At 50.3% G+C, this 26,835-nt stretch carries 25 protein-coding genes; all 25 read left to right on the forward strand.

Features of this window, described 5'->3' with window-relative positions; genetic code table 11:
- Positions 1-17 precede the first annotated feature (17 nt).
- The 25 genes from ACS5WU_RS00455 (at position 18) to recA (ending at position 26,337) form a co-directional block, all read left to right on the forward strand.
- On the forward strand, positions 18-1,220 hold the full coding sequence (locus tag ACS5WU_RS00455; protein WP_046443178.1) for an acetate/propionate family kinase: 1,203 nt from the start codon (positions 18-20) through the stop codon (positions 1,218-1,220).
- An 84-nt stretch (positions 1,221-1,304) separates the two neighbouring features.
- Positions 1,305-1,790, forward strand: coding sequence for a YceD family protein (locus tag ACS5WU_RS00460; protein WP_052740416.1), 486 nt, complete (start codon positions 1,305-1,307; stop codon positions 1,788-1,790).
- 18 nt (positions 1,791-1,808) lie between these two features.
- The gene (gene rpmF, locus ACS5WU_RS00465; RefSeq protein ID WP_059109558.1) at positions 1,809-1,997 is read left to right on the forward strand and encodes a 50S ribosomal protein L32; all 189 of its coding nucleotides are present in this window, start codon (positions 1,809-1,811) and stop codon (positions 1,995-1,997) included.
- Positions 1,998-2,122: 125 nt separating this feature from the next.
- Positions 2,123-3,130 (forward strand): phosphate acyltransferase PlsX, encoded by a 1,008-nt coding sequence (gene plsX, locus ACS5WU_RS00470; RefSeq protein WP_046443202.1) that lies wholly within the window; start codon positions 2,123-2,125, stop codon positions 3,128-3,130.
- A complete protein-coding gene (rnc, locus tag ACS5WU_RS00475) occupies positions 3,123-3,803 on the forward strand; it encodes a ribonuclease III (RefSeq protein WP_302759976.1) in 681 nt (226 codons plus the stop codon). Before plsX ends, rnc begins: the two co-directional genes overlap by 8 nt.
- Before the next feature lie 8 nt (positions 3,804-3,811).
- Complete coding sequence (locus ACS5WU_RS00480; RefSeq protein WP_330697063.1) at positions 3,812-5,050, forward strand: serine hydroxymethyltransferase; 1,239 nt, start codon at positions 3,812-3,814, stop codon at positions 5,048-5,050.
- Positions 5,051-5,223: 173 nt separating this feature from the next.
- Positions 5,224-6,525: a DUF512 domain-containing protein gene (locus ACS5WU_RS00485; protein ID WP_046443175.1), complete on the forward strand. Its 1,302-nt coding sequence runs from the start codon at positions 5,224-5,226 to the stop codon at positions 6,523-6,525.
- A 19-nt stretch (positions 6,526-6,544) separates the two neighbouring features.
- Positions 6,545-7,879, forward strand: coding sequence for a ribosome biogenesis GTPase Der (der, locus tag ACS5WU_RS00490; protein WP_046443174.1), 1,335 nt, complete (start codon positions 6,545-6,547; stop codon positions 7,877-7,879).
- Positions 7,880-7,881: 2 nt separating this feature from the next.
- Complete coding sequence (gene plsY, locus ACS5WU_RS00495; RefSeq protein ID WP_046443173.1) at positions 7,882-8,487, forward strand: glycerol-3-phosphate 1-O-acyltransferase PlsY; 606 nt, start codon at positions 7,882-7,884, stop codon at positions 8,485-8,487.
- A gap of 128 nt (positions 8,488-8,615) precedes the next feature.
- Complete coding sequence (locus tag ACS5WU_RS00500) at positions 8,616-9,074, forward strand: ribosome maturation factor RimP (protein ID WP_059109561.1); 459 nt, start codon at positions 8,616-8,618, stop codon at positions 9,072-9,074.
- 13 nt (positions 9,075-9,087) lie between these two features.
- Positions 9,088-10,317, forward strand: coding sequence for a transcription termination factor NusA (nusA, locus tag ACS5WU_RS00505; RefSeq protein WP_059109562.1), 1,230 nt, complete (start codon positions 9,088-9,090; stop codon positions 10,315-10,317).
- A 12-nt stretch (positions 10,318-10,329) separates the two neighbouring features.
- Positions 10,330-10,593 carry an RNase P modulator RnpM gene (rnpM, locus tag ACS5WU_RS00510; protein WP_052740410.1) on the forward strand — a complete coding sequence of 88 codons (264 nt, stop codon included), beginning with the start codon at positions 10,330-10,332 and terminating at the stop codon, positions 10,591-10,593.
- Entirely contained in the window at positions 10,583-10,918 is a 336-nt protein-coding gene (locus tag ACS5WU_RS00515; RefSeq protein WP_046443125.1) for a L7Ae/L30e/S12e/Gadd45 family ribosomal protein, read from the forward strand. Before rnpM ends, ACS5WU_RS00515 begins: the two co-directional genes overlap by 11 nt.
- Before the next feature lie 64 nt (positions 10,919-10,982).
- Complete coding sequence (infB, locus tag ACS5WU_RS00520) at positions 10,983-13,463, forward strand: translation initiation factor IF-2 (RefSeq protein WP_465088937.1); 2,481 nt, start codon at positions 10,983-10,985, stop codon at positions 13,461-13,463.
- A gap of 13 nt (positions 13,464-13,476) precedes the next feature.
- A complete protein-coding gene (gene rbfA, locus ACS5WU_RS00525; protein ID WP_046443124.1) occupies positions 13,477-13,833 on the forward strand; it encodes a 30S ribosome-binding factor RbfA in 357 nt (118 codons plus the stop codon).
- Positions 13,830-14,780 (forward strand): DHH family phosphoesterase, encoded by a 951-nt coding sequence (locus ACS5WU_RS00530; protein ID WP_046443123.1) that lies wholly within the window; start codon positions 13,830-13,832, stop codon positions 14,778-14,780. The genes rbfA and ACS5WU_RS00530 overlap by 4 nt, the downstream gene beginning before the upstream one ends.
- Positions 14,781-14,812: 32 nt before the next feature.
- Complete coding sequence (truB, locus tag ACS5WU_RS00535; protein ID WP_465088873.1) at positions 14,813-15,694, forward strand: tRNA pseudouridine(55) synthase TruB; 882 nt, start codon at positions 14,813-14,815, stop codon at positions 15,692-15,694.
- Positions 15,672-16,592 carry a bifunctional riboflavin kinase/FAD synthetase gene (locus ACS5WU_RS00540; protein ID WP_046443121.1) on the forward strand — a complete coding sequence of 307 codons (921 nt, stop codon included), beginning with the start codon at positions 15,672-15,674 and terminating at the stop codon, positions 16,590-16,592. Before truB ends, ACS5WU_RS00540 begins: the two co-directional genes overlap by 23 nt.
- 91 nt (positions 16,593-16,683) lie before the next feature.
- On the forward strand, positions 16,684-16,947 hold the full coding sequence (gene rpsO, locus ACS5WU_RS00545; RefSeq protein WP_046443120.1) for a 30S ribosomal protein S15: 264 nt from the start codon (positions 16,684-16,686) through the stop codon (positions 16,945-16,947).
- A gap of 243 nt (positions 16,948-17,190) precedes the next feature.
- On the forward strand, positions 17,191-19,290 hold the full coding sequence (locus tag ACS5WU_RS00550) for a polyribonucleotide nucleotidyltransferase (RefSeq protein ID WP_046443119.1): 2,100 nt from the start codon (positions 17,191-17,193) through the stop codon (positions 19,288-19,290).
- Between the two features lie 200 nt (positions 19,291-19,490).
- Positions 19,491-20,771 (forward strand): M16 family metallopeptidase, encoded by a 1,281-nt coding sequence (locus ACS5WU_RS00555; protein ID WP_052740412.1) that lies wholly within the window; start codon positions 19,491-19,493, stop codon positions 20,769-20,771.
- 170 nt (positions 20,772-20,941) lie between these two features.
- Positions 20,942-23,368 (forward strand): DNA translocase FtsK, encoded by a 2,427-nt coding sequence (locus ACS5WU_RS00560; RefSeq protein ID WP_302761079.1) that lies wholly within the window; start codon positions 20,942-20,944, stop codon positions 23,366-23,368.
- A gap of 4 nt (positions 23,369-23,372) precedes the next feature.
- Positions 23,373-24,698, forward strand: a complete 1,326-nt coding sequence (gene rimO, locus ACS5WU_RS00565) for a 30S ribosomal protein S12 methylthiotransferase RimO (protein WP_302761077.1) — start codon at positions 23,373-23,375, stop codon at positions 24,696-24,698.
- On the forward strand, positions 24,695-25,237 hold the full coding sequence (gene pgsA / locus ACS5WU_RS00570; RefSeq protein WP_046443117.1) for a CDP-diacylglycerol--glycerol-3-phosphate 3-phosphatidyltransferase: 543 nt from the start codon (positions 24,695-24,697) through the stop codon (positions 25,235-25,237). Before rimO ends, pgsA begins: the two co-directional genes overlap by 4 nt.
- Positions 25,238-25,257: 20 nt before the next feature.
- Positions 25,258-26,337 (forward strand): recombinase RecA, encoded by a 1,080-nt coding sequence (recA, locus tag ACS5WU_RS00575; protein WP_302761075.1) that lies wholly within the window; start codon positions 25,258-25,260, stop codon positions 26,335-26,337.
- The last annotated feature ends 498 nt before the right edge of the window (positions 26,338-26,835 follow it).

Here is a 26,835-nt window from a genome sequence, read left to right on the forward strand (position 1 = left end):
AAGGGAGAATAGGGATCATGAAAAATGTATTAGTAATCAATGCGGGAAGCTCTTCGCTGAAATATCAGCTGATCGATATGGACGATGCGACTGTGATCGCAAAAGGCCTTGTTGAAAGAATTGGCATCGACCATTCCGTTATCAAGCACAAACCGTCCGGTAAAGACAAAGTAGAGATCGAAACGCCCATGAAGGACCACAACGATGCGATGAAGCAGGTCGTCGCGGCCCTTACAGATCCAACGCACGGCGTGGTTGCCGATCTCTCCGGAATCTGCGCGGTTGGCCACAGGATCGTGCATGGCGGCGAGAAGTTCAGCGAATCCGTACTCATTACGGACGAAGTGATCGATGCAATCAAGGAAAATATCGAGCTTGCACCGCTGCACAATCCCGCAAACCTGATGGGGATCGACGCGTGCCGCGCGCTCATGCCAAATGTTCCAATGGTAGGAGTTTTCGATACTGCGTTCCATGCGAATATGCCGCAGAAGGCCTTCCTGTATGGAATCCCTTACACGGCTTATACAGATTATAAGGTCAGAAGATACGGTTTCCATGGTACATCTCACAAATATGTTTCGCACAGGGCTGCGGAAATCCTTGGAAAAGATATCAAGGACCTTAAAATTATCACCTGCCACCTTGGCAACGGTTCTTCCGTAGCGGCTGTAAATGGCGGCGTATCGGTGGATACGTCGATGGGCTTCACGCCTCTTGAAGGCCTTGTGATGGGTACGCGTTCCGGAGACCTTGACGCGGCAATCGTGCCTTACCTGATGGGCAAACTCAATATGGACGTCGAACAGGCCATCAATTACCTGAATAAAGAGTCGGGCGTATGGGGCATTTCCGGCATATCCAGCGACTTCCGCGACTTGTGGGCGGAAGAGGAGAAGGGCAACGAACGCGCAAAGCTTGCGCTTGACGTATTCAACTACCGTCTCAAAAAGTTTATCGGCGCATACGCGGCTGCCATGGGCGGCGTGGACGTAATCACTTTTGCGGGCGGCGTTGGAGAGAACGACTGGGATGTCCGTATGCACGCGGTGGAAGGCCTTGAATTCATGGGCGTGAAGATCGACAAAGAGAAGAACGATGGTATGCGCGGTGATGAAATGGATATTTCCGCGGCGGATTCCAGGGTGAAGGTTCTTGTGATCCCAACGGACGAAGAAATGACCATTGCAAAGGATACATACGATATCTGCTGCAAATAACCGTGCCCAAAAAAAGAGTTGACAAGCACGCTGCATAAAAATATAATGTAGTGGTACCTGTTTTCTTACAGAGGCGAGCAAAGTATGATAGATATTGATATTTCAAAGGCATTGAAAAATGAAGGCGAGTGTGGGACGTTCTCTTATGAAGGTGTTCCAGAGCTTGGCGGGGATATCGATTTTGCACAGCCGCTCGAGCTGGAAGCAGAGTTTTGCGTGACAGATAAAAAGGTTTCCGTTACAGGAAATTTTGACGCAGTATTGAATACGGTGTGTGACCGTTGCCTTACGGGCATGACAACAGACGTCGGGTACCGTTTCAGCGAACTCTACTGGCCTGAGGGCACTGGAGAGGAAGAGGAATATACCTACAAAGGTGACACGCTGTCGCTCGATAAAATGGTATATGATGCAATCGTACTGAGTCTGCCGCAGCAGTTCCTGTGCAAAGAGGACTGCAAGGGGATTTGTCCGCAGTGCGGGCAGGACCTGAACGCAGGATCGTGCGAATGCAAGCAGGATGATACGGATGAAACAAATCCGTTTGCAAAACTAAAAGGATTGTTTTAATCGAGGGAGGTGTGTGAAATGGCAGTACCAAAGAATAGAACGTCGAAACAACGTAAACATACGAGAAGAGCGCATTGGAAGCTGACAGCTCCGGCTGTAGGCGTGTGCCCGCAGTGTCACCAGCCAAAGCTGGCCCACAGAGTTTGCCCGAATTGCGGCTACTATAACGGAAGACTTGCGGTGGCTCCGAAAGAAGCGACGAAGTAGTTTTGGATCAGAGAAAAGGATTTGCTTTACGCAAATCCTTTTTTGGTTTAATTTTGATTGAAATAAGCCGTAAATTTCTATATAATAACAGTATTGCACTATCTTACGGAAAAGAAGGGGATATCATGCGGATTATCATAGATGCGATGGGCGGAGACCACGCGCCGGACGAGATTGTAAAAGGCGTGCTTCGTGCCATGCAGGAATTTCCAGACACATCTTTTTTACTGACAGGAGACCGGCAGAAAATTGAAGCGCTGCTTTCGCAGGCGGAATATAATCAGGATAGAATTGAGATTATCGGCACCACGCAGGTGATCGAGATGGATGACTCGCCGGTGAAGGCGTTAAAGGAGAAAAAGGATTCCTCTATGGTTGTAGCGCTGAACGCGCTTGCGCGCGGGGAGGGCGGGATGCTGATCTCTGCGGGCTGCACAGGCGCTCTTGTTGCGGGAGCGACACTGATTGTAAAGCGCATTAATGGAATCAAGCGTCCGGCGCTTGCGCCGGTTTTGCCCTCGCAGACGGGCGAGGTGCTTTTGATCGACGGCGGGGCGAACGCGGATTGCAAGCCGCAGTATTTGCAGCAGTTTGGCGTGATGGGCAGCATTTATATGCAAAAGGTGTTTGGTCTTAAAAGCCCCAAGGTCGCGCTGATCAATAACGGTGCTGAGGAAGAAAAGGGAAGCGAGCTTACCAAAAAAGCGTATCAGCTTTTAAAGGAAGCGCCGATTAATTTTGTTGGGAATGCGGAAGGACGAGAGCTTTTATCCGGCGAGTTTGACGTGCTTGTGTGCGATGGATTCACAGGAAATATCGTTTTGAAATTTCTTGAGGGCTGCGCAAAGACAATCCTTGGAATGCTCAAAGGGTACATCAAGGAAAGCGCGAGCGCAAAGCTCGGCTCGGTATTTATGAAAAGCGCTTTTGGCAAGCTTAAAAAGAAAATGGATTATAAGGAATATGGCGGCGCTTTGCTTTTGGGGCTTGCGGGCGGCGTCATGAAAGCACACGGGAGCTCGGACGCTACAGCAATTTTCCATGCAATCGACGCGGCGAGAAAATTCATAGCCGGTAATGTGGTGGAAGAAATCCAACAGGGCATTTCCGGCCTGAAGGACGATCATGAATAGAGAAACGCTCGAAGGAAAAATCGGATACCGCTTTAAAGATGAGCAGCTTCTGAAACGGGCGCTTACACACCCGTCCTGCGGAAACGTTCCGCATTATGAGCGCCTGGAGTTTTTGGGGGATGCGGTGATCGAGCTGATTATCAGCGATTACCTGTTTACAGGCTACCGCGATTTTTCAGAGGGGGCCCTGACGCAAAAGCGCGCAGACATCGTATGCTCCCGGTCACTGGCAGGAATTGCACGCGGGATTGGCCTTGGCGAGTATATATTACTTGGCAAGGGAGAAGAGCAGTCCGGCGGACGGAAAAAAACATCCATCCTCGAAAACGTTGTAGAGGCACTGATGGGCGCCGTATACCTCGACGGTGGTTTTGAGACCGCAAAGACGGTAATTTATGATCTGTTTGCTGATGCGATCAGCTCTGCCATGAGCCGCATGAGCGATCATGATTATAAGTCACAGTTCCAGGAACTGGTACAGCGCAGCGTCAAGCAGGAAATATCCTATGAGGTAAAGAGCCAGGAAGGGCCGCCGCACAATGCGACTTTCCACGTACAGCTTTTTGTAGGCGGCAAGCCGATATGCGAAGGCTCGGGCAGTTCGAAAAAGGAAGCAGAACAAAATGCAGCCAAGTCCGCAATCGCGGATTTTGAAAAAATTTACGAAAGGTAATAGAAATTATGTTGGATTTTTTAGAAGTGAAAAAGACAGACGCGCAGGTTTACGACGCGATGATGAAGGAATTAAACAGGCAGGAGCACAACATTGAGCTGATTGCATCGGAGAACTTCGTTTCGAAGGCTGTTATGCAGGCGATGGGCTCCCACCTGACGAACAAGTACGCGGAGGGATATCCCGGAAAGCGTTATTATGGCGGATGCGAATTCGTTGACATTGTGGAAAACCTTGCGCGCGACCGCGCGAAAAAGCTTTTTGGCGCAGAGCACGCAAATGTGCAGCCCCATTCCGGCGCGCAGGCAAATATGGCAGTTTATTTCAGCGTGCTGAATCCCGGCGATACGATCCTTGGAATGAACCTTTCACACGGCGGGCATCTGACGCATGGTAGTCCTGTCAATATGTCAGGCAAATACTTTAACATTGTCCCTTACGGCGTAAGAGAAGACGACGAAACCATCGATTACGATCAGATTTATGATCTTGCAACGGAGCATAAGCCAAAGATGATTGTTGCAGGTGCGAGCGCATACCCGCGCACGATTGATTTTGCACGGTTCCGGGAGATTGCGGATGCTGTCGGCGCATACCTTATGGTAGATATGGCTCACATTGCCGGCCTGGTTGCGGCGGGACTCCATCCAAGCCCGGTGCCGTACGCGCACTTTACGACCACGACGACGCACAAGACGCTGCGCGGACCGCGCGGAGGTATGATCCTGTGCTCGGAAGAGCTTGCAAAGGCAGTCGACAAGGCGATTTTCCCGGGTACGCAGGGCGGACCGCTCATGCACGTAATTGCTGCCAAAGCGGTTTCGTTTGAGGAAGCGTTGCAGCCTGAATTCAAGGAATACCAGAAGCAGATCATCAAAAATGCGCAGGCATTGGCGCAGTCGCTGAAGGATAATGGGCTGCGCCTTGTTTCCGGCGGCACGGATAACCACCTGATGCTCGTGGATGTCGGGGAAAAAGGCAAAACCGGTAAAGAGGTTGAAGCGTTGCTCGACACGGCGAACATCACAGTTAATAAGAATACGATTCCATTTGAGACATTGAGCCCGTTCGTTACAAGCGGCATTCGGATTGGAACGCCTTCCGTAACAACGCGTGGGATGAAAGAAGAACAGATGAATGAGATCGGAGGCCTGATCGCAAAGATTATTATGGACGGTGAGAGCGCCGCACAGGCGGTCAAGGACAGCGTTATTTCGCTTTGCGAGGAATTCCCGCTTTACAAATAAGCGCTGTATTTAAGAGTATTGGACAATGGGGCGGACAAGAGGGTATCCTTTTGTCCGTTCAGTTTTACAGCTGGCAAGAGAAGGATTCGATACAATCATAAACGTTGCATAGCAGTTTTGGTAAATGCCGTTTGCACAACCATTTGATAAACTGCAATCAGGGGAGCTTTTGGATGATCGTAAAACAGGTAGACATAGACGGCATTGCTGCGGAATGTGAGATTGCCGCGGGCGACGTTTTATTATCCGTAAATGGCAAAAACATCCGGGATTATATCGACTATATCGATGCAATGGCAGACGATCTTGTGCTTGTGCTTATACAGAAGAAGGACGGATCGCAGGAAGAAATTGAAATCGAAAAGGAGCCGTATGAAGATCTTGGAATTGAATTTGAGAACGACGGCTTCGGCAAAAAAATAAGCTGTAAAAACAAGTGCGTATTTTGCTTTGTAGACCAGATGCCCAAAAAGATGCGCCGCACATTGTACCTGAAAGACGACGACTGGCGGATGTCCTTTTTGATGGGCAGCTATATCACGCTGACGAACCTGAAGGAAGAAGAGATACAAAGGATCATAGACCAGCGCATCAGCCCGCTTTACGTATCGGTTCACGCATATGACGATGAAATGAGGAAGCTGCTTTTTGGCAACCCGGATGCGGTAAAAACCTTTGGAATCATTGAACGGCTTGCAAAAAACGGCATAAGGATGCACACGCAGATCGTTATGTGCGAAGGCCTCAACGACGGAAAGGTGCTGGAGGAAACCATTGAAAAGTTATATGAGCTGTATCCGCAAATCGGTTCGGTTGCAGTGGTGCCGGCCGGCCTGACCAAATACCGTGAGGGAAGATACCCGCTAAAGCCGGTTGGCAGGGAATGCGCCGGAGAAGCGGTGCGCGCGATCGAGGCATACCAGAAACGTTTTTTAGAAGAGAACGGCGAGACGAGATTTGTATTTGCGTCGGATGAAATGTATTTACGCGCGGAGCTGGATCTTCCGCCTTATGAGGAGTACGAAGATTTTGTACAGATTGAAAACGGCGTCGGGCTTGTCCGCCTGTTTTTGGAGGAGGCGCAGGACGCGCTTTTTGACCTGAAAGGGAAAAAAGCGAAATATCAAAAGGCCGGAATTATTACAGGCGTTGATTTTTATCCGTTTTTGAAAAAGCTCGCAAAGCAGATACAAACCGTTTTGGGGACGGAGGTTTCCGTTTATAGGGTAGAAAATGAGTTTTTTGGAAAGACGATTACGGTAACGGGACTGCTTACAGGAGAAGACGTGATAAGGCAGGTCGCGGGGAAAACAGGCGGCGAAGAGGTACTGTTCCTGAGCCGTTGCTGTTTTAAAGAAAATGATACATCCATGCTGGACGACGTAACGCTGGAGGAACTTTCCGCAGCGCTGGGCAAACCGTGTGCAAAGCTGGATAACGACGGATATATGCTGATAAGCGCATTTGTGCAATGAAAGGATAAGGAATAAAAATATGGCAAAACCATTGGTTGCGATCGTAGGAAGGCCAAACGTGGGTAAATCTACGTTTTTTAACCGGATCACAGGAACAAAGCTGGCGATCATAGAGGATACGCCCGGTGTGACGCGAGACCGCATTTATGCGGATGCGGAGTGGCTGAATAAGGAATTTACGTTGGTGGACACCGGCGGAGTCGATCTGAATACGGACGACGTTCTTCTGAAACAGATGCGCGTGCAGGTTGAGATTGCCATTGAAGCGGCACAGCTGATCCTGTTTCTGGTGGATGGAAAGACCGGTATCACAGCCGAGGATTACGAGGTGGCAAAGATGCTGCGAAAGTCCAAAAAGCCGGTGATTGTTGTGGTGAATAAAATTGACAACAAAAAGGATGAACAGAATCTTTTTGATTTTTATGAGCTCGGCCTTGGGGATGTTGTCGGGATTTCTTCTACGCAGGGCCTTGGCCTTGGAGACCTGCTCGACGATATCATTGGCGAGCTTGGCGAATTTGAAACGGACGGGGAAGAGGAGGATTCGCTTAAAATTGCCCTTGTGGGCAAGCCGAATGTTGGGAAGTCCTCGCTTACCAATAAAATACTCGGCTATGACCGTGCGATTGTGAGCGATATTCCGGGCACCACGCGCGACGCGATCGATTCGACCTTTGAGCGGGACGGAAAGAAGTATACGATTATCGATACGGCGGGGATGCGCAAAAAAGGGAGGATCGACGACAAATCGATCGAGCGTTACAGCGTCATACGCTCTCTTGGCGCGATCCGGCGCGCAGACGTTGTCGTTGTGATGATTGACGCGACAGAAGGCATCACAGAGCAGGACGTAAAGGTTGCGGGCTATGTGGACTCAGAGGGAAAACCGTGTGTCATTGCGGTCAATAAGTGGGATGCGGTTGAAAAGGACACGTACACCATCGAAGAGTACAACAGGAAGATTGCCGCTGACCTTGCGTTTATGCCGTATGCAAAACGGATTTATATTTCTGCCCAGACAGGACTTCGGATTGATAAACTGTTTGCACTGCTGCATGAAGCATACGACAACAACATGAGGCGTATTCCAACCGGCGTTTTGAACGATTGCCTGCAGGATGCCGTAACGGCGAACGAGCCGCCGAGCACAAACGGCAGGAGACTCAAAATATTTTACATAACGCAGGTAACCGTCGGGCCGCCTACATTTGTGCTTTTTGTCAACGAAGTTCCGCTCATGCACTTTTCCTACCAGCGTTATCTTGAAAATTATTTGCGCAAAACATTTGACTTTAGTGGCACGCCGATTAAAATAATAATTAGACAACGAAGTGATGAGAAGGGGGAAAAGTAGGAATGACAAATGTTTGGGTGCTCGTTTTATGTGCGGCGATCGCCTATATACTGGGTTCGATATCATTTTCTTATTTGTTTACGAAGAAGATCAGGCATGAAGATATCCGTGAAAAGGGAAGCGGTAACGCCGGTACGACAAATGTTCTGAGAAATTATGGTTGGGGAATGGGCGTGCTGGTATTTGCAGGCGATGTTTTAAAAGGGCTTTTGGCGGCGCTCATCGGGATGTACCTTGGCGGGGAGCTTGGTCTGTGCGTGGCAGGCGTTTTTGCCGTGGTAGGGCACAATTATTCCTGTTTCCTGCGCTTTAAGGGAGGCAAGGGAATCGCCGCTACAATCGGCGTTCTCCTGATTATCCAAACCATTCCAACCCTGATTATATTTGCGGTGGCAATTATTATTGTAATCGCAACAAAGATCATGAGTATCGGCTCGATCATCGGGCTGATCCTGAGTGCGGTTGCGGCTTTCGTGGTTGCGCCTGACAGCGTTTACCAGCAGATCGCGGTGGTAATTATAGCAATTTTAGGTATTTTAAGCCACAGGGAAAACATCGTCCGGCTGATTCATGGGAATGAACGGAAATTGAGCCTTTCCAAGAAGTAAAATGCTTAAAAAAGGCTTGCATAGAGCGGTTTGTTGTGGTATTATGAGATAGGTTAATAGATGCTTTACAAAAGAGTGGGACCAGATACCCACTCTTTCGCATTATAATACGGATTTCAGGAGCAATTATGGCTAAGAATACACGTTCCGTTGTGGAAGAGATCGCGATACCGATCATCGAATCCATGGGGCTTACTTATGTGGATACTGAATACGCCAAGCAGGGGCAGGACTGGCAGCTGACGATTTATATCGACAAAGAGGGCGGCGTGCAGTTTGAGGACTGCGAGGCGGTAAGCCGTGCGGTGGAGGCTGTGCTCGACGAGCGCGATCCCATTGCGGAAAAGTACATCCTGTGCGTATCCTCGCCCGGGCTTGACCGGCCACTGAAAACCGCACGCGATTTCGAGCGGTGCCTTGGGCAGGAGATCGACGTGAAGCTGTATAAACCATTCGATGGCATAAAGGAGTATACCGGCACATTGACCGCCTATACGCCGGACAGCATTACAATCGAAACAGATGAAAATGAAATAATATTCGAACTGAAAGAAACAGCGAAAATTTGTCTGCATTTGGACATATAAAGGAGTCTTGGTAATGAACACTGAATTTATGGAAGCGTTAACAGATTTAGAACGCGATAAAGGGATCAAAAAGGATATTTTACTCGAAGCAATCGAAACGGCGCTTATTTCGGCCTACAAGAGACACTTTGGCACGGATCAGAACGCACGCGTGGAGATTGACGGCGATACCGGCGAGATCAAAGTGTTTGCGATCAAAAACGTTGTGGATGAAATCGAAGATGAGGAAACGGAAATCACGGTAGAGCAGGCCCGTGAAATCAACGAAAAATATGAGGCCGGAGACGTGGTGGAGACGGAAGTTACGCCGCGTGATTTTGGACGTATTGCGGCGCAGACCGCAAAACAGGTGGTGGTGCAGCGTATCCGGGAGGCGGAACGCGGCATTATCTACGACCAGTATTCGGAAAAGGAAAACGAGGTTTTGACTGCGATCGTCCACAGGATCGAGCGCGGCAATATCTATGTGGAGCTTGGACGCGCCGAGGGGATTATCCCCGTAAGCGAGACGGTTTATTCTGAGCAATATAACATCAACGACCGTATCAAGGTATACGTGCTCGAGGTGAAAAAGACAAACAAGGGGCCGCAGATTATTGTGTCCCGTACGCATCCGGCGCTCATCAAACGCTTGTTTGAAATCGAGGTGCCGGAAATCCGCCAGAATGTCGTGCAGATCAAGAGCATCGCGCGCGAGGCGGGCGGACGTACAAAAATCGCCGTGTGGAGCGACGAAAAGGATGTCGATCCGGTAGGCGCGTGCGTGGGCCACAAGGGCACCCGTATCGAGAAGGTAGTAGAGGAATTAAACGGCGAGAAAATAGACGTTGTGCCGTGGAGCGCGGATCCGATTGAGTTTATCGCGAACGCCCTTCGCCCGGCGAAGGTGGTCATGGTGCAGATCAACGAAGATGAAAAGGCGGCAAAGGTGATCGTGCCGGATTACCAGCTTTCCCTTGCGATTGGCAAGGAGGGGCAAAACGCCCGTCTGGCTGCAAAGCTTACCGGCTGGAAAATCGACATCAAGAGCCAGTCGCAGATTGAAGAGCAGGTGTTTGGTGAGAAGTTTGCAAACGCGGACACAAGCCTCGATTCCATGGAGAATGAATTTGACGTGATTGACGAGCTGAACGAGGAAGAGGCACAGGAAGAAATCGAAGAGGATATCCTGCTTGACGAGATGGAAGAAACGGGTGCGCCTTCTGAAGATACACCGGCGGAGGAAACCACAGAGCAGGGATAAAGGAGATCGGCCTTGGATAAGAAACAGCCCATACGGATGTGCATTGCCTGCCGCAGCGGCAAGCCGAAAAACGAGCTCATCCGCATCGTGCGCGCAAAGGATACGGGCCTTGCCGTGGATGAAACGGGGAAGGCGCAGGGGCGCGGGTTTTACCTGTGCGCAAATGCCGCCTGTGTGGATAAGGCAAAGAAAATCTTTCCAAAAGTGATGCGCCATGCAATGGATGAAACGCTTTACGAAGAGCTGAAAGGAATCGTGGAAAAGTTTGGAAAATGAAAACTTTTTGAGGTTTCTGGGGCTTGCGGCCCGTGCCGGGAAACTTGTTTATGGAGCACAGGGTGTAGACCAGGCAATCAAAAAAAGAAAAGCAAAGCTGGTTGTGGTGGATGGCGGCGCTTCAGAGAATACAAAAAAAGAAATCAGGGACGCTTGTACGTATTATCATGTTAAGCTGATTATACTTGAAGAAAAGGACGTACTGGGCAGGAGCCTTAACAAACCGAACAATAAAATTATTGGAATCGTGTGTCCACGGTTTGCAAGCAGCGCGTGGGAAAAATATAGCATGAATTCCGGGGGTGAAATCATTGAGCAAAATTAAAATCTTAGAAACAAACAAATCACTTTTAAACAATGCACAAACCATTTTCAACCGTGTTTTGGAAATGCAAACAGAAGCGGATAACCAAATCCGTGATATAAAAGCGATCGAATCGAAAATTCTTGACATTGAAAAAGTCAAGAACGAAAAAGCGCGCGCTCTTTTAGAGCAGCAGCGGGCGGAAGAGGAAGCCAAAAAGGCTGCCGAAGAGGCCCGGATTGCGGCGGAACAGAAAGCAAAGGAAGAGCAGCAGGCAGAAGCGGAAGTACAGGAAGTAAAGCCGGAGCCTGAAAAGGTTCAGGAACCCGCCCCGCAAAAGCAGGAAGAAAAGCCGCAGGAAAAAGCGCCTGCTCCGCAGATGAGGGAGCAGAAGCCACAGGCACCGCAGCAGGGGCAAAGGTCGGATCAGCGGCAACAGCCAAGAAATGACAGGCCCCAGCAGCAAGGCAGACCGCAGCAGGGGCAAAGGGATCAGCGCCCCCAGCAACAGCAGCGTCCGGCGGCAGGCGGCAACAGGCCGCAGCAGCAAGGCAGGCCGCAAGGCGGGCAGTCCGACAGGCCGGCGGGCGCACAGCCTGCAAAGAAGTTTGCTTCGGCGGCAGGCCCAAAGCAGGGACAGGGTTTCGACCACAACAAGAAGACGAAAAAACAGATGGAAGAGGATCGTGCAAAGCGGCCTAAAATCAAGGAACGCGTCTTTAATATTGACGATGATGATTTCCCGAAGGGTTCCAGAAGATATAAGCATAAAAAGCAGCAACAGCAGCCTAAAACGGTGATCGAGCCGATTAAGATTGAAAAGGCGACGATCACGGAGGAGACGATTTCCGTCAAACTGTTCTCGGAGAAAATAGGCAAACCTGTATCTGAGATTTTGAAAAAGCTTCTTCTTCTGGGAATGATGAGCACGATTAATTCGCAGATCGATTTTGATACGGCACAGCTGATTGCCGACGAGTTTGGCATTGAGCTTGAGCAGAAAATCGCGCAGACAGCTGAAGATATTCTGGTTGAAGAAGAGCCGGATACGGAGGAAAATCTCAAAAAACGCCCGCCGATCGTTACGATCATGGGGCATGTAGACCACGGTAAAACCTCGCTTCTTGACAAGATCAGGCTTGCGAAGGTAACGGAGAGCGAAGCGGGCGGCATCACGCAGCACATCGGCGCATACCAGGTGGAGCTCAATGGCGAAAAGATTACCTTTATCGATACGCCGGGCCATGAGGCGTTTACGGCGATGCGTGCAAGAGGCGCGCAGGTTACGGATATCGCAATCATCGTGGTTGCTGCGGACGACGGCATCATGCCGCAGACAATAGAGGCGATCAACCATGCGAAATCGGCGGACGTGCCGATCATCGTGGCAATCAACAAGATAGACAGGCAAAACGCCAATATCCAGAAGATCATGCAGGAGCTTACAGAGCATAACCTGTTGCCTGAGGAATGGGGCGGCGAGACGATCGTTGTTCCGGTTTCCGCGAAAACGGGCGAGGGTATCGATAAGCTGCTCGAAATGATTCTTCTTGTAGCTGAGGTACAGGAGCTTAAAGCAAACCCTGACCGCCTTGCAAAAGGAACGATTGTGGAAGCGCAGCTTGATAAGGGCAGGGGCCCTGTGGCGACGGTACTGGTGGAAAATGGAACGCTCAAAACGGGCGATACGATTATAGCGGGTACTGCTTACGGCAGGGTTCGTGCAATGGTAAACGACCGTGGACAGACGGTGAGCGAGGCGCTCCCGTCGCAGCCGGTGGAGGTCATCGGTTTTTCGGAGGTGCCGGTGGCAGGCGATATCCTGCACGCAGCTCCTGCGGATAAGCTCTCCAAGCAGGTCGTTGAGGAGCGTAAGGATAAGCAGAAGGCAGAGATGCTCAAGAAGATGTCCAAGGTGTCGCTTGACGACCTGTTCAGCCAGATTGCGGAAGGACAGATTAAGGACCTCAATATTGTGATCAAGGCAGATGTGCAGGGCTCCGTCGAGGCGGTGCGCCAGTCGCTTGAAAAGCTTTCGAACGACGAGGTTCGCGTGCGTGCGATCCACTGCGGCGTCGGGGCAATCACGGAAACGGACGTTATGCTGGCTTCGGCTGCAAACGCGATCATCATTGGCTTTAACGTAAGGCCTGACAACATGGCGAGCGCCGCTGCAGACCGGGAGAAGGTGGATATCCGTTTGTACCGGATTATCTATAAAGCGATCGAGGACATTACGGCTGCCATGAAGGGCATGCTGGAGCCGGAGTTCGAGGAACTTGTGATCGGTCACGCGGAAGTGCGCCAGACGTTCAAGGTGTCGTCTGTGGGAACGATTGCGGGCTGCTATGTAACGGACGGAATGATTCGCAGGAATGCACAGGCGCGTTTGCTTCGTGACAACGTGGTTATATATGAAGGTGAGCTGAGTTCTTTAAAAAGGTTTAAAGACGACGCAAAAGAAGTTGCACAAGGCTATGAGTGCGGACTTTCCCTGGACCGTTACGACGACATCAAGGAAGGCGACGTGGTCGAATGCTTTGAAATGCACGAAATCGCGCGTTAGGAGTTGAAAGAAAATGCCCACAAACAGGTTAAACAGGATCGACGAAGAAGTGAAGCGTGCGCTTGCCGATATCATCAGGAATGATGTCAAGGACGACAGGTTGTCAGCCATGACGAGCGTAACAAAGGTAGATGTAACGCAGGATCTTAAATTTGCCAAGGTATATGTCAGCGTATATGATACGGACAAAAAACGCCAGGCGTCGGTTGACGCGCTCAATCACGGCGCTTCCTTTATCCGGACAAGGCTTGCCAGGGCAGTTGACATCAGACGGGTTCCGGAGCTTACATTTTTACTTGACGACTCAATCGAATACAGCATCAAGATCGCCAAGCTACTTGACGATGTAAAGAATAAGGAAGCAGAATGAAAGACGTAATCAGTTTTATTGACAGCCATCAGAAGTTTGCGGTATTGACACATTTGAATCCGGATGGAGACGCTCTCGGGAGCGCATATGCGCTCGCGAGAGCATTAAATAATCTTGGCAGGAAAGCTGAGGTTATTTTATTATGTGCGCCGCCCGCAAAGTATGATTTCAAACAGTTCAGGCCACTTTTTAAATTACTTGACGACGTCAGTTTTGACGACTATGAAGCGGTATTGACTGTAGACTGTGCGACCAAGCAGCGGCTTTCCGCCGCGCAGGAGCTTTTTGACGCAAAGCCGAACTGCAATATCGACCACCATGTTTCCAATACAAATTACGCGCAGGTCAATTATGTGCAGGATCTTCCGGCGACAGGGGAAATCGTCTACTATCTCGCAAGGGAACTGGGCGCGCCCATCGACGAAACGATCAATATGGCGGTCTATATGGCGATTGCGACGGACACGGGCAATTTTACTTACTCCAACACAAAAAAATCCACGCTGGAATTGTTTTCCTGCCTTGTGAACGACGACCTTCCGCTTGCAAAAATGGCGGACCGGATTTTTAACCGCAGGACACTTGGGGCGACAAAGCTGATCGCGCGCTTTATTGAAAACATCCGTTTCCATTTTGAAGGGCAGCTCGCCGTATCGACAATTATGCTCGATGAAATCGAGGAATGCGGCGCAAAGCTTGAAGACAATGAAATATTGATCGATTATGCGCGGGAAATAGAAGGCGTGGAGATTGCGGCGTTTATCCGGGAGCTGCGGGAAGGCGCATATAAAGTGAGCCTGCGCGCAAACGAATACGCGGACGTGGGAGATATGGCGGCGCGCTTCGGCGGCGGCGGACATGTCAAGGCCGCCGGATGTATGATCAAGGGCGAATTGTACGACGTAATGGACAAAGTTGTGAGTACGGCGAGGGATTATTTGAAGTGAACGGCGTATTCAACATCTTAAAGCCGCCGGCAATGACGTCGAGCGACGTGGTATCGCACCTGCGCAGGATACTGGCAGAGAAGCGGATCGGGCATACCGGAACGCTGGATCCGGGTGCGGCGGGCGTGCTGCCTGTGTGCGTTGGACGCGCGACAAAAATTGCAGACTACATTATGCGCGGGGATAAGGAATATATTGCGGAAATTACATTTGGCGCAGCTACGGATACTCTGGACAGCTACGGCACTCTTACGCAAGAGTGTTCCTGTAAAGTGGACAGGGAGGCGCTTGCGCGGGTGGTACCGCAATTCATCGGCAAACTCAGCCAGACGCCGCCGATGTACTCGGCAGTAAAGCATAACGGTAAAAAGCTGTATGAGCTTGCGCGCAGGGGAATCACAGTAGAAAAACCTCCGCGAGAGGTAAGCGTTTATGAGATAGAGATTCTGGAGGGAGAGTGCAACCGTTTTTTGCTGCGGATTGCATGCTCCAAAGGGACTTATATCCGGACACTGTGTGCGGATATCGGCGTGGCGCTTTCGTGCTGTGCATATACCTCCTTTTTGTTACGCACGAAAACATGCGGCTATGAGGTGCAAAACTCCTATACGCTTGCAGAGATTGAAGAGCTGGCAGAGGGTGGCGAAGCCGAAAGGGCGATGCTGCCAATGGAGGATGCGCTTGGGTTTATGCAACAGATTTGCTGCCCGGGGCATTTGTTTCGTTTTTTGACAACGGGAAGGCCCATAGACCTTACAAAGACGGATATCAGGATCGAGCCTGACACAGAATATGCCGTCTATTGCAGGAATGAATTGATTGGAATTGGGAAAAAGGCGGGAAATACGCTTAAAATCGTATCAACGCTGAAGCTATTGGGGGATACATCCAGTGGAACTGTTAACGCAAAATGATCTGCCGCTTCAAAAGCCGACGGCAGTCGCAATCGGCCTGTTCGACGGGATTCACGCGGGCCATAAGGCGCTGATCGACGAAATCGACGCGCACAAGGAGCTTATGTCGGTGGTTTACACCTTCGATACAAAGCCCAGTCACGCGGCTTATAAAAACATTTACACAGTAAAAGAAAAAATCGATATTTTTGAGTGCATGGGTGTGGAAGCGCTCTATATGCAGCCGTTTACAGAGGAGTTCTCCAAGCTGACAAAGGAGGAGTTCCTGCAGAGGCTGGTAAACGACTTCTGCGCGAGACACATTACGGTCGGCTTTGATTTCCGCTTTGGGAAAAATGCGGAAGGGGACGCCGCTTTTTTACGTGCGAATGCCGATCGATATGGATATACGGTCTCGATTATCCCTGAGGTTGGGTGCGAAGAAGGCAAGGTGAGCAGTACGCTGATCCGGGCGCATATTGAGCGTGGCGAAATGGAGCAGACTGCGCGGCTTCTGGATCGTTTTTACTTTATTGACGGCAGGATCGAAAAGGGGAAAAAGCTTGGCTCTGCGATCGGGTTTCCGACAGCCAATATGTCTACTGAAAAGCTGCTGCCAAGATATGGCGTATATGCTACGATTGTACAAATCGACGGCAAGTGCTATCCGGCGGTTACCAACGTGGGTGTGAAGCCAACCGTAACGGACGAGGGAATACCAAATATAGAGACCTTTATTTTTGATTTTTCCGGGGACGTATACGACGAAAAAATGCGCGTGAATTTTGTTTCGTTTATCCGCGGGGAAAAGGCTTTTGCAAACGTAGAGGAACTCAGTGCGGAAATCGCCCGCAATGCGGATACGGCAAGGGAGATGCTTTCCGATTTATCTGTTTACAAAAAATATCTTTTGTGCTAGAATATTTAACATATGATTACCGGATGCTCTGATGTGCGACAACTCCGACGGCACCATAGCATAACGGGTTTTCAACAAATGGAGGTAAAAAATGGACAAGACAGTAAAAACAGAAATTATTCAGAAGTATGCCCAGAAGGAAGGGGATACGGGAAGCCCGGAAGTACAGATCGCGCTTCTTACTTACAGGATCAATCACCTGAACGAGCATTTGAAGGAATTCAAAAAGGATTCGCACTCAAGACGCGGATTGCTCAAAATGGTTGGTAAAAGGAGAGGCCTGCTCAACTATCTCAAAGAAAAGGATATCGAGAGATACAGAGCGCTTATCAGCAGCCTTAACTTAAGAAAATAACAGACATGATGGGGAGCGGGATTTTCTCGCTCTTTATTACGTTTTGTAAAAGCCGCGAAGCGGTTTTTACAAAACGTATCAAGACACCGCCGAGCGCAGTGTGCGAGGCAGCGTGGCTTATTACGCAGTGAACGTATTGGGCAGATCAGCGTGCTGTGACGCCAAATGGTGCCTGTGGGCACACCCAAGGCATTGGCCAAAGGGGACCGAACCAAAGATGAAACAATAATGTAGGAGGAAACTATGCAAAATAAGGTATATGAAATGGAACTGGGCGGCCGGACTCTCACGGTGGAGAGCGGTAAATACGCCTTCCAGGCAGACGGAAGCGTCATCGTAAGATGCGGCGACACGGCTGTCATGGTAAATGCGACAGGCTCAAAAACGGAAAGGGAAGGCATCGATTTTTTCCCGCTGAGTGTGGAATATGAAGAAAAAATGTATTCTGCAGGCAAAATACCGGGCGGTTACATTAAACGCGAGGGAAGGCCGGCAACTTCGGCAATATTGGCGGCGCGCCTGATCGACAGGCCGATTCGCCCGTTGTTCCCAAAGGGTTACTATAAGGATGTGCAGATTGTTGCGACGGTAATGTCTATTGATCCCGACGTTTCGCCGGAGGTCTTTGCAATGATCGGTTCTTCCGCGGCACTGAGCATCTCAGGACTTCCGTTTGCAGGTCCTACGGGTTCCGTACTTGTCGGTATGATTGACGGAGAATACATCATCAATCCGAACAGCGAGCAGCGTGAAAAGAGCAGGCTCCACCTTACGGTTTCAGGAACCAAGGACGCTGTGATGATGGTGGAAGCAGGTGCGAATGAAGTATCCGAGCAGGAAATGCTCGACGCGATTCTGTTTGCACATGAGGAAATCAAACGCATCTGCGCGTTCATTGAAAATATCAAAAACGAGATCGGTAAGCCGGAAAAGGAAGTTACGATTCACAAAGCTTCGGACGAAATCAACGATGCAGTGCGCGAATATGCCGCTGATAAGGTGGTTTGGAGCGTGGATACGTTTGACAGGGACGAACGCGAGGCGCGTCAGGAACAGGTAAAGCAGGAAGTGATCGAGCATTTTGCCGAGCAGTTCCCGGATGGCGCGGCAGACATTGCGGACGTGCTTTATTACATGACAAAAGAAGTAATTCGCGGTAAGATTTTGAACGACGGTATTCGTCCGGATGGCAGGGGCTACGAAGATATTCGCCCGATCTGGTGCGAAACGGGAATTTTCCCAAGAACGCATGGCAGCGCGGTATTTACGCGTGGGCTGACACAGGCGATGAACCTTGTAACGCTGGGCGCCCTTCGCGAGGGGCAAAACCTCGACGGTATTTCTGATGAGGATTTCAAGCGCTATATGCACCATTACAATATGCCGCCGTATTCAACGGGCGAAGCAAAGATGATGCGCAGCACGTCGCGCCGCGAGATCGGCCATGGCGCGCTTGCAGAGCGTGCGATTTTGCCGATGCTTCCTTCAGAAGCAGAGTTCCCGTACGCAATCCGCGCGGTATCTGAGGTCATCAGCTCCAACGGCTCCACATCGCAGGCAAGCGTGTGTGCAAGCTCGCTGGCGCTTATGGATGCAGGCGTTCCGATGAAAAAACCGGTTGCCGGCTGCGCGATGGGATTGATCAAAGACGTTGACAGCGGTAAGGTAGTCGTACTGACTGATATTCAGGGACTGGAAGACTTCCTTGGCGATATGGACTTTAAGGTTGCGGGTACCAAGGACGGTATCACGGCAATCCAGATGGATATTAAAATCAAGGGGATCGACAAGGAAATTCTGGAGCGCGCCCTTGCTCAGGCGCTCAGGGGAAGACTGTATATCCTCGATAAGATGAACGAAGTGCTGCCGGAACCGCGTAAGCATCTTTCACCTTTTGCACCGAAGATCATCCAGTTTACGATTCATCCGGATAAAATCCGCGAGGTCATTGGCGCAGGCGGAAAGGTGATCAACAAAATCATCGACGATACCGGTGTTAAAATCGATATCGAGGACGACGGACGCGTTTCTATCCTGACGCCCGACGACGTGGCGGCTGCAAAAGCGCGTAAGATCATCGAGACGATTGCCAAGGATGTAAAGGTGGGCGAGGTGTTCAACGGAAAGGTAACGCGCATCATGAATTTTGGAGCGTTTGTAGAGCTTGCTCCGGGCAAGGAAGGAATGTGCAGGATTTCCAACCTTTCAAATGAATTCGTGAAAAAGGTGGAGGACGTTTGCAATATCGGCGACGAGCTGCTTGTAAAGGTAGTGGAGATCGATAAGCAGGGCAGGATCAACCTGACGCATAAAGGCGTAAAAGCGGAAGACCTCGAAAGCTAAGGGACTGACGCTTTGCGTAAAGCAAATCACAGTAAATAACCAAAATGCCGCAAGGGCCTGTCCGAACATAGATTTGGCCGCCGCGGCATTTTCCGGTTGCAAGGCTATTTTAATGTACATGGATTCGTATCCTGATCGATGCCCGCTTTATTGCAGGCGCGTGGCAGGATTTGGTACGGTTAGCCGGAAAGGATATTGATATGGATCAAACATTTGTGGATGAAATGCTGGAATGCGGCGTTCGCCTGATCGGCGAAAGGCTTCCGAATTTTCATTCCGTTACGGCAGGAATCTGGGTTGGCGCAGGTTCGGTCACAGAGACAAAAGAAGAAAACGGTATCTCGCACCTCATCGAGCATATGCTTTTCAAAGGGACGGAAAAGCGCAGCGCAAAGCAGATATCTGTGGATGTGGACAACATTGGCGGACAGATCAATGCGTTTACATCAAAGGAGTGCACCTGCTATTACATTAAGGTAATCGACGAGAAACTCGGCGAGGGCCTTGAAATCCTGACGGATTTGTTCTGCAACGCCACGCTTCTGCCAGAAGAGCTCGATAAGGAGCGGAATGTGGTGCTGGAAGAAATCGCCATGAGCAACGATAATCCGGAAGACGCTGCAATGGATCTCATATCCAGCACGTACTTTGACGGATGCTCGCTTTCCAAAACGATTTTAGGGCCTGCGGAAAATATCCGCAGATTTACACGCGACGACCTCAAAAGCTATATGGACCGGTACTATACGGCCTCGAATATTGTGGTCGCCGTTGCGGGAAACTTTGACGTAGACAAGCTGAGGGATTGCCTGAACAGCCTGTTTGTGAGCATGAACAGGAAGAAGCTGCAGATACCCGAGTTTGCGGATTGCAATGGTTTTGCTCCCCGCAAGGACGGATTCGAGGTTTCGGACAGGGATATCGAGCAGGTACACCTTTGCATGGGCATGCCCTGCTTCGACCAGAAGGACAAGCGGAAATATGCGCTCAATATCCTCAACAACGTTGTCGGAGGCTCCATGAGCTCGCGCCTGTTCCAGAAGATTCGTGAGGAAATGGGCATGGCGTATTCTGTTTTTACCTATCCGGCGCTTTATTCAAGCACCGGCATGTACGGCGTATATGCCGGAACGATGGCGGGAAATACGGAGCAGGTTGCGGAGATGATCGTTGCGGAGCTGAAGAAGATTAAGGAAAATGGTATTACTGAGGAAGAATTCGCCCAGAGCAGGGAGCAGCTCAAGGGGAACCTGATCCTGTCGCTCGAAAGTACATCCTCCAAAATGAGTGCGATCGGCAAGGCTATGATCCTGACAGGCAACGTTTACTCTGACGAGGAAGTATTACGCTTCATTGACGAGGTGCGTTACGGGCAGATGAGGGAAGTGATCGATTACTGTATCGATCTTGACCGCCTGACGACAACCTGCGTGGGAAAAATAAATGATCAGGGCATGATGAAAAAAATCTTGTTCGGTTAGGTGCTGGCAGCAGTTTTATCGAAAAGGGAAAAGGGCGCCGCTCGGAATAAGCTCCGGCGGCGTTTGTGGCTTGATATGTAAAGACACAGTACACAGGATAATGGATTGAAAATAATTCAGTTTGGTGCTATAATAATTAAGATTGCATACATCTATTTTGAGGAGTATTCATGGCGACGGCACGCAAGAAGAAAAGACGGAAAAAGAATAGCAACAAGCGCAATGAAATAGCGGGCATTATTATTATAGGGCTTGCTATCTTTATTGCAATCACAATTTATATGAGTATAGACAGCGTTTTTGGCAATTTGATAAAAGACGTTGTTTTTGGTTTGTGCGGAATTCTGGGATATGTCGTTCCCGTGATAATCGGTATCATCGGGGTGTTGTTCATTGCATCGCGCAAAAAAAACACCAATGCGGGAAAGCTCGTGCTTTTGGGACTTGCCGTATTGTTTGTGTTCTCACTCGTAAACCTTTCGGTTGCGGGGGACGTATATGTTGCGGGCAGCGATTTTGGAACGTTTGTAAAGGGCTCTTACGGCGCAGGCATGCAGACGCAGGCGGGCGGGGGAGCGATCGGTGCGCTGCTTTCTTTCTGGACCTACAGCTTTTTGGGGGAAATTGGAAGCTACATCGTATTTATCACAGGGATTGCGGTGTGTATCCTTGCGCTCACGAACCTCTCGATCAAAAAAGTAAGCGCGAATATTGGCAGCGCGGTCAAAACGACGTACGACGGATACCGCACGCGGGCGGAAGCGCGCCGCGAGCAAAAGCGGCTCTATATAGAGAGCCTTGATCTTGAAAAAGAAGCTGCGATACGCGCGCAGCAGGAAGAAGCAATGCGCCTGCGCCAGCAGGAGGAAAACGAATTTAATATGATTGTGGAGGAGCCGGGGGATTTTGCCAGGCCGGATATGGTCTATGAGCAGGAACCGGACGAGGATGAATTTGCGGATTACGATCCGGAGGAGTACAGGAAGGTGTTTTCGGATACGGATATCCAGTTTGACGACGACGTGCCAAGCGCGCCGCAGAGCAGGCGGAAGATAGATGTTTCGAAAATCACGGCGCGGCAGCCTGCGGTGCAGGAAACCGCTGTGAGCCAGCAAACCGCTCCGTTTGTGCCGGTGGGCGCTGCGTCGAAAGCGGCAAGTTACGTAAAACCGCCGCTGAATCTGCTTAATCCTGTGCCCAAAGGGGCGAAGGCTTCTTCTGCGGACCTTAAAAAGAATGTGGAAATACTCGAAAGCACGCTTGCAAGCTTTCATGTGGATGCGAAGGTTGTCAATGTAAGCCGGGGGCCGGTGGTCACGCGTTACGAGGTGCAGCCGGCGCCGGGTGTGAAGGTGAGCAAGATCGTAAACCTTGCCGACGATATCGCAATGAATCTTGCGGCCAGAGACGTGCGTATTGAAGCGCCTGTGCCGGGCAAACCCGTTGTAGGGATTGAGATACCGAATCTGGAGACGAGCTCGGTGGGGCTTAGAGAGCTGCTATCGGGGGATGAGTTCAAAAACCAGAAAAGCCCGATCGCATTTGCGCTCGGTAAAGATATTGGCGGCGCGAATGTATATGCGGATATTGCAAAGATGCCGCATATGCTGATTGCGGGAGCGACAGGCTCAGGAAAGAGCGTTTGTATCAATTCGCTTATTGTAAGCATCCTTTACCATGCCTCGCCGGAGGACGTAAAGATGATTATGATCGATCCAAAGGTGGTCGAGCTGAACGTATTCAACGACATCCCGCACTTGCTGATTCCGGTTGTAACGGATCCGAAAAAAGCTTCGTCTGCCATCAACTGGGCAGTCAATGAAATGACGATGCGCTACCGCCAGTTTGCGGCGAAAGGCGCAAAGGACCTGAAAAAGTACAACGAGATCATGCGGGAAGAGCAGCAGGATGCCCTGCCGCATATTTTGGTGATTATCGACGAGCTTGCCGACCTTATGATGGTTGCGCCCGGTGAAGTGGAGGACGCGATTTGCAGAATCGCGCAGCTTGGACGCGCGAGCGGCATCCATCTTGTGATTGCAACGCAGCGCCCGTCAGTGGATGTTATTACAGGCATTATCAAAGCGAATATTCCTTCGCGTGTGGCGTTTGCAGTATCCTCACAGGTGGATTCGCGGACGATTCTGGATATGGCCGGGGCAGAGAAGCTGCTGGGGCAGGGTGATATGCTGTTCTATCCATCCGGCGCGCCAAAGCCGGTGCGTTTGCAGGGCTGTTTCATTTCCGATAAGGAAGTGGAAGCCGTTACCAAGTTTTTAAAGGACCGCATGGCGGCCAGTTATGATACCAGGGTAATCGAAGGGATTGCAAAGGAAGGAACAAATCCGATTGCGGGACAGGAAGAGACGGATGAATTGTTCATAAAGGCCCTGGAAACTATTGTGGAGTACGATCAGGCGTCTACCTCGATGCTGCAACGCAGGCTGCGGATCGGCTATGCCCGTGCGGCGCGGCTGATTGACCAGCTCGAGGAAAACGGTTATGTTTCACCCATGGACGGAAGCAAGGGAAGGCAGGTACTGATCAGCAAAGAGGAACTCCAGCAAAAGTTGAACCCGCCGCAGGAAGAGGAATAGAAAAATGACTGTGAAAATTGGCGTGATATCGCTTGGGTGTGCAAAAAACAGGATTGACACGGAAGAAATGCTCGCGCAGTTGCAGGATGATTATGAATTTGTGCAGGATATGGCAGAAGCGGACATTATGCTGATTAATACCTGTGCGTTTATCAACGATGCAAAAGAAGAATCGATTAACACGATTCTGGAAGCGGAGCAGCAAAAGAAGTTTGGCAAGGTGCGTGGTATTATCGTAACAGGCTGCCTGCCGGAGCGGTTCCGTGACGAATTGAAAGAAACGCTGCCAAGGGTGGACGCTTTTCTGGGAACGTCGGCGTATAAAGAAATCAAAGATGCCATCAATGCCGTTGCCCTTGGAAACAAGTATGAAAGCTACCCGGACCACACGCTTGACGAACATTTTTCCGGCAGGGTGATTACTACAATGCCCCCGACCGCTTACGTTAAGATTGCGGACGGCTGTGATAACTGCTGCAGCTATTGTGTGATTCCTTCCATACGCGGGAGGTTTCAAAGCCGCAGGCCGGAGGATATCCTTGCAGAGATAGCATCCCTTGCAGAGCAGGGCTATAACGAAATTATCCTGATTGCACAGGATACGACGGGCTATGGAAAGGACCTTGCGGAGGATGTCAATCTTGCAAAGCTGATGGATCGGGCGGCCCAGATTCCTGGCGTGAAGTGGCTCAGGGTGCTTTACAGCTATCCTGACGGCATTACGGACGAGCTGTTGTCTGTAATGTGCAGCCATGATAACATTGTGAAATATCTTGATATTCCAATTCAGCACACAGACAATGTAATTTTAAAACAAATGAACCGGAAAAACACGTGGGAATCCACACAGGAAGTGATTGAAAAGGTGCGGAAGGCCTCGCCGGATTTTGTGATTCGTTCCACTGTGATCGTAGGTTTCCCGGGCGAGGAACGGGAAAATGTGATACACTTGTATCAGGATCTGAAGAAATTCCAGCTCGACCATTTGGGCGTGTTTTCCTATTCGCAGGAAGAAGGCACAAAAGCTGCGGAAATGCCCGGGCAGATCGACGAGGAGGAAAAGGAATTCAGGCGGGATTCGGTGCTCAATACGCAGTCGTCGATTTCGCTCGATAGAAACCAGGCGCGAGTCGGCAGGGTTTATGAGGTTTTGATCGAAGGAAAAGACGAGCATTCAGGCCTGTACTATGGGCGGTCTTATGCCGAAGCGCCTGAGGTGGATGGAAAGATATTTATCAAAACGGAAGAAACGCTTGAAGCGGGACAATATTATAAGGTAAAAATAACCATGGCATACAGCTATGATTGTACGGGAGAACTGATAAAATGAAGTGGAACGCACCAAATGTACTGACCTTGTTTCGAATGATATTGATTCCATTTTTTATATTATTTTATTTCACGGATTTACCTGATTGGAACATCTATGCTGCTATAATATTTATTGTAGCGTCAATTACGGATTGGCTGGACGGCTTTCTGGCACGCAGGAATAACCAGGTCACCAATTTTGGGAAACTGTGGGATCCGATTGCGGATAAGCTTCTTGTGCTGGCGGCGTTACTGCTGCTGATGGCATGGGGGAAAGTCGGTTTTATCGCGGTTCTGATCCTGGAGGCAAGGGAGCTGATTATCGGGGGAGTACGTTCGCTCGCCGCGTCAAAGGGAGTGGTGATCGCAGCGGATATGTCCGGCAAGATCAAAACAGTGGTGCAGTTTGTGGCGATCATACTGTTGCTCCTGAACGATTGGCCGTTTATGGGGCTGCCGGTTTCAGTCGGAGGAATATTGATTTGGGTGAGCGTTGCTCTCTCGATTTATTCCTGTATCGCATATTTTGTGAAGAACCGGGAAACGCTTACAGATTAGGAAAGTAGAGAGGGAAAAGCATGGCAGATATAAAAGACAAAGGCATGAGCAACAAAGAAAAGGCACTCGACGGCGCATTGGCGCAGATTGAGAAGCAGTTTGGCAAGGGCGCAGTGATGAAGCTGGGCGAGGCTGCCAAAAATATGAATATCGAAATTATCCCAACGGGATGCCTGGAGCTTGACGTTGCGCTTGGAATAGGCGGAGTGCCGCGTGGAAGGATTGTTGAGGTATACGGGCCGGAATCTTCCGGTAAAACAACCGTGGCGCTGCACATGATCGCAGAGGCGCAGAAGCGCGGCGGCGCGGCGGCGTTTATCGATGCGGAGCACGCGCTTGATCCAGTGTATGCCAAAAATCTTGGGGTGGATATCGACAACCTGTATGTTTCCCAGCCGAGCACGGGTGAGGAAGCCCTCGAAATCGCAGATATGCTTACGCGCAGCGGCGCGATCGATATTGTGGTCGTAGACTCTGTCGCGGCTCTGGTACCAAAATCGGAGATCGAAGGCCTGATGGGCGATTCGTCTGTCGGCGTGCAGGCAAGGCTGATGTCCCAGGCACTGAGAAAGCTCGCAGGAGCGATCAATAAGACAAACACCGTGGTGGTTTTTATCAACCAGCTGCGTGAAAAGATCGGCGTGATGTTTGGTTCGCCGGAAACGACGACTGGCGGCAAGGCGCTCAAGTTCTATGCGTCTGTACGCCTTGACGTGCGCCGGATCGAGACGATCAAGGTCGGGGACCAGATGATCGGCAACCGTACCAGAATCAAGGTTGTGAAAAACAAAGTGGCTCCGCCGTTCAAAATGGCGGAATTCGAGATTTATTACGGCGAAGGGATCAGCGAACCGGCGAGTGTCCTTAATCTCGGGACGCAGCTTGGGCTTATCGTGAAATCGGGCGCGTGGTTCTCCTACAAAGGCGAGCACATTGGTCAGGGAAGAGATAATTCGCGCCAATACCTGATGGCGAATCCGGAGATACTGGAGGAAGTAAAGCAGGAGATTTTAAAGACATACCGTTTGGGCGAATACAGGGATTATGAAGAAGAGCCGGAAACAGCGGAAGACGCCGCAGAGCGCGTTCCGGAAAAATAAGCAAAACAGGTGGTGCAGTATTCTAGTCGGTACTGCCGATTTCGAAGACGGGCCTAAAAATCCGTTATAGGGCACATCGATGAAGTTTCTGGTGTTGGCTGCTGACGCCCCGTCGGGAGCTGATGCTGGGAGTTAAGAAAGAAGGGCGATCCATAAGGGCATATGGGCGTTGACCCAGCTTTCGCGGAGACCTGTTGCGGTGGTGGTATCTAACCCATTACTGGACAGGGTAAAAACCTGCTATGCGGTACTAAGCTGTGTACAGAGTAGCCTGCCTTGAGTTGGCATGGTGGAAATGCGGGATAATTGGCGAATCATTTGCAGCGTACGGGCAATGGTGAGCAGGACTGTAAAAAACCATGCTGGCAAAAGAGACTAGAAATTGGATTTGTGCTGTCGAGGAAAGCTCCTAGACTGTATTGAGGCAATAAGGGGATTATAGTGTGGTTTGAACAGGCAATCCGGTCGTGCAAGCGGTAACGCTGCACCTGGGCCTTT

The sequence above is a fragment of the Christensenella sp. KGMB01412 genome, from assembly GCF_055522415.1.

What these genes read in the sequence shown, in the direction of transcription:
- nusA (WP_059109562.1), top strand. Translation starts at nt 9,088, where the DNA reads ATGAACACTGAATTTATGGAAGCGTTAACAGATTTAGAACGCGATAAA.
- rnc (WP_302759976.1), top strand. Translation starts at nt 3,123, where the DNA reads ATGAATAGAGAAACGCTCGAAGGAAAAATCGGATACCGCTTTAAAGAT.
- ACS5WU_RS00550 (WP_046443119.1), top strand. Translation starts at nt 17,191, where the DNA reads ATGCAAAATAAGGTATATGAAATGGAACTGGGCGGCCGGACTCTCACG.
- rimO (WP_302761077.1), top strand. Translation starts at nt 23,373, where the DNA reads ATGACTGTGAAAATTGGCGTGATATCGCTTGGGTGTGCAAAAAACAGG.
- infB (WP_465088937.1), top strand. Translation starts at nt 10,983, where the DNA reads ATGCAAACAGAAGCGGATAACCAAATCCGTGATATAAAAGCGATCGAA.
- rpsO (WP_046443120.1), top strand. Translation starts at nt 16,684, where the DNA reads ATGGACAAGACAGTAAAAACAGAAATTATTCAGAAGTATGCCCAGAAG.
- rpmF (WP_059109558.1), top strand. Translation starts at nt 1,809, where the DNA reads ATGGCAGTACCAAAGAATAGAACGTCGAAACAACGTAAACATACGAGA.
- pgsA (WP_046443117.1), top strand. Translation starts at nt 24,695, where the DNA reads ATGAAGTGGAACGCACCAAATGTACTGACCTTGTTTCGAATGATATTG.
- recA (WP_302761075.1), top strand. Translation starts at nt 25,258, where the DNA reads ATGGCAGATATAAAAGACAAAGGCATGAGCAACAAAGAAAAGGCACTC.
- ACS5WU_RS00460 (WP_052740416.1), top strand. Translation starts at nt 1,305, where the DNA reads ATGATAGATATTGATATTTCAAAGGCATTGAAAAATGAAGGCGAGTGT.
- ACS5WU_RS00480 (WP_330697063.1), top strand. Translation starts at nt 3,812, where the DNA reads ATGTTGGATTTTTTAGAAGTGAAAAAGACAGACGCGCAGGTTTACGAC.
- ACS5WU_RS00455 (WP_046443178.1), top strand. Translation starts at nt 18, where the DNA reads ATGAAAAATGTATTAGTAATCAATGCGGGAAGCTCTTCGCTGAAATAT.
- truB (WP_465088873.1), top strand. Translation starts at nt 14,813, where the DNA reads ATGACGTCGAGCGACGTGGTATCGCACCTGCGCAGGATACTGGCAGAG.
- ACS5WU_RS00560 (WP_302761079.1), top strand. Translation starts at nt 20,942, where the DNA reads ATGGCGACGGCACGCAAGAAGAAAAGACGGAAAAAGAATAGCAACAAG.
- ACS5WU_RS00485 (WP_046443175.1), top strand. Translation starts at nt 5,224, where the DNA reads ATGATCGTAAAACAGGTAGACATAGACGGCATTGCTGCGGAATGTGAG.
- der (WP_046443174.1), top strand. Translation starts at nt 6,545, where the DNA reads ATGGCAAAACCATTGGTTGCGATCGTAGGAAGGCCAAACGTGGGTAAA.
- ACS5WU_RS00500 (WP_059109561.1), top strand. Translation starts at nt 8,616, where the DNA reads ATGGCTAAGAATACACGTTCCGTTGTGGAAGAGATCGCGATACCGATC.
- plsY (WP_046443173.1), top strand. Translation starts at nt 7,882, where the DNA reads ATGACAAATGTTTGGGTGCTCGTTTTATGTGCGGCGATCGCCTATATA.
- ACS5WU_RS00555 (WP_052740412.1), top strand. Translation starts at nt 19,491, where the DNA reads ATGGATCAAACATTTGTGGATGAAATGCTGGAATGCGGCGTTCGCCTG.
- rbfA (WP_046443124.1), top strand. Translation starts at nt 13,477, where the DNA reads ATGCCCACAAACAGGTTAAACAGGATCGACGAAGAAGTGAAGCGTGCG.
- plsX (WP_046443202.1), top strand. Translation starts at nt 2,123, where the DNA reads ATGCGGATTATCATAGATGCGATGGGCGGAGACCACGCGCCGGACGAG.
- ACS5WU_RS00530 (WP_046443123.1), top strand. Translation starts at nt 13,830, where the DNA reads ATGAAAGACGTAATCAGTTTTATTGACAGCCATCAGAAGTTTGCGGTA.